This is a genomic window from Polaromonas sp. P3_C2 (genome assembly GCF_056402675.1).
The window spans coordinates 1-1,338 of sequence record NZ_JBFUGX010000921.1 but is presented as its reverse complement, the minus strand read 5'-3'; the positions used below and the strand labels follow the sequence as shown (position 1 = coordinate 1,338).

Sequence of the window (1,338 nt, the reverse complement as noted above, 5' to 3'; positions counted from 1 at the left end):
CGCCAAACACCACGCGTTTGAGCCGGGCATGCAGCATGGCGCCGCTGCACATGGCGCAGGGCTCCAGCGTGACGAACAGCTCGCAATCGTCCAGCCGGTAGTTGCCCAGCGCCTGTGCCGCCGCGCGCAACGCCACGATCTCGGCGTGGGCCGTCGGGTCGTGCCCGTCTACCGGGGCGTTACGGCCCGTGGCAATGATCTCGCCACGCCGCACCACCACTGCGCCCACAGGCACTTCACCCGACCCGGCTGCCTGACGGGCCTGCGCAAGCGCCTGCTGCATGAAGATGATGTCATTCATTTGCTATTATTTTAATAGCTGCTTGCGCTCGTCCTGCAAGGGCCATAGCCTGTTTCTTATTGAATTACTTGTCGTCCTGCGACGGCCGGGGCTGCTGCATCAGGCTTTCCACGGACTGTTTGACCTGCTGCTGCACTTGCCGGCTTTGTTCCTGCGGCGTGGCGCCGCCAGAGACTGCAGGCACGCCGGCCGCCGGCGGGCCGGCCAGTTGGCTGCCCAGCTGCTTCTTGACCAGGAACCCCACGATGGCCAACACGACCAACAAGCTCACGATGCTGAACATGGCGCGCATTTCAGGCCTCCGTTGACGTGTTGCTTGTGCCGGCCATGCCCAGGCGGGCCATCCAGTTGGCCAGGCCGCGCTCGTTTTCATTGCCGGCCGCGTAAATGGCCTTCATCGCTGCGTGGGACTCGGGCCTGTGCTGGTTGATCTTGACCTTGCACTGAAGATCGGTGACCCGCAATTCAAAAGCCACAATACCGGCCAGCATCTTGTGGGCAAACTCTTCGCCCAGGCCACGCCATTGCTCGGCGTAAGGTGGCTCATGGTCGCCAATCAGCTTTTTAAGCAGGCGGTCTTTTGCCAGGGGATCTTCGATCAGCGTGGCCTGCACGGTGCAATGCACGGCCAGGTAGTTCCAGGTCGGCACCCGCGCCAGATCCGGGTAGACCTTGGGCGACAGGTAGGCATGAGGCCCGAGAAAGGTGGCCACGGCCTGCGGTCGTGCCTGCAGGTAGCGCCAGTGCGCATTGGGCTTGGCCACATGGCCCAGCAGCACCAACTGATCGCCGCGATCTTCCAGATGCAAGGGCAAATGCGTGACATACGGAAGACCAGCGTCATCGACACTGATCAAGCTGGCAAAGGGGTGTTCCTGGATCAGCGCCGCAGCCTTTGCGCGGTCGCCTTTGAATTGGGGCGGCATGTACATGGGCTGAAGCATAGGCCAAAAAACGGATTTGGCGGCGGCTTGATCAGCCGGAAATTTCCCCGGAATCTGTTACCGCGGGCTCAGGGGCGCAATGGCCAGCGGGCC

Annotated in this window: 3 protein-coding genes; all 3 read right to left on the bottom strand. The window is 62.5% G+C overall.

Annotated features, from left to right (window positions below):
- A partial coding sequence (locus tag AC1DWI_RS23405; RefSeq protein WP_477725946.1) for a nucleoside deaminase occupies positions 1-301 on the bottom strand: 301 nt, incomplete at its 3' end.
- A 64-nt stretch (positions 302-365) separates the two neighbouring features.
- Entirely contained in the window at positions 366-593 is a 228-nt protein-coding gene (locus AC1DWI_RS23400; RefSeq protein WP_457282780.1) for a hypothetical protein, read from the bottom strand.
- A 1-nt stretch (position 594) separates the two neighbouring features.
- On the bottom strand, positions 595-1,233 hold the full coding sequence (locus tag AC1DWI_RS23395) for an FMN-binding negative transcriptional regulator (RefSeq protein ID WP_477671641.1): 639 nt from the start codon (positions 1,231-1,233) through the stop codon (positions 595-597).
- Positions 1,234-1,338 lie beyond the last annotated feature (105 nt).

Excerpts from the sequence above, each read along its gene's own strand:
- AC1DWI_RS23395 (WP_477671641.1), bottom strand. The coding sequence starts at position 1,233 with ATGTACATGCCGCCCCAATTCAAAGGCGACCGCGCAAAGGCTGCGGCG.
- AC1DWI_RS23400 (WP_457282780.1), bottom strand. The coding sequence starts at position 593 with ATGCGCGCCATGTTCAGCATCGTGAGCTTGTTGGTCGTGTTGGCCATC.